Annotated in this window: 1 protein-coding gene; it reads right to left on the bottom strand. The window is 72.7% G+C overall.

The annotated features are described in order from the left end of the window. A partial coding sequence (locus ASF38_RS17990; protein ID WP_162237323.1) for a hypothetical protein occupies nucleotides 1-527 on the bottom strand: 527 nt, incomplete at both ends.

Below are 527 nucleotides of genomic sequence, written 5' to 3'. Positions count from 1 at the left end.
CGCCCGCCGTGGGCACGACGGACACGCGATTGAGCCCGTCGATCGCGACCAGCGCCGAGACCGCGTCGTCCACGGCACAGGTCGGCTCGGTCGTGAAGGCCGGGGTGACACCCGTCGGCTCGGGGTCCACGACCACGATCTCGTCGCAGTCGGCGGCGACGCCGGCGTTGCCCGAGACCACGTACGGGCTCTCGAGCGGGTCGCCCTCGTCGTCGACGAGCGTGTAGCCGTCGGCCGGCGTGAACGTGAGCTCCCACGGACCCGTGATGCCGTCACCCTCGGTGAAGGTGGCGATGACGCCGACCGTCGGGGTGATGACGGCGGTGAACAGGCCGTCGAGCACGAACAGCGCGCGCGGCATGCCGCCGTCGGTCGGGCACGTGGGAGCCGTCGCGAACCGGGGAGTCGCGGCCAGCGGCTCGGGATCGGTCACGTCGGGGGTGCAGTCCTCGATGGTGAGGACGGGCAGGCCGTCGCCGACGTAGCCGATGGCCACCGAGCGGCCCTGGGCGTCGGTGAAGGACCAC

Origin of the sequence: Aeromicrobium sp. Leaf272, from assembly GCF_001422865.1 — a bacterium.
Lineage (GTDB): Bacteria > Actinomycetota > Actinomycetes > Propionibacteriales > Nocardioidaceae > Aeromicrobium.
The sequence above is the reverse complement of the archived record's forward strand: the minus strand, read 5'-3'. Positions and strand labels throughout refer to the sequence as shown.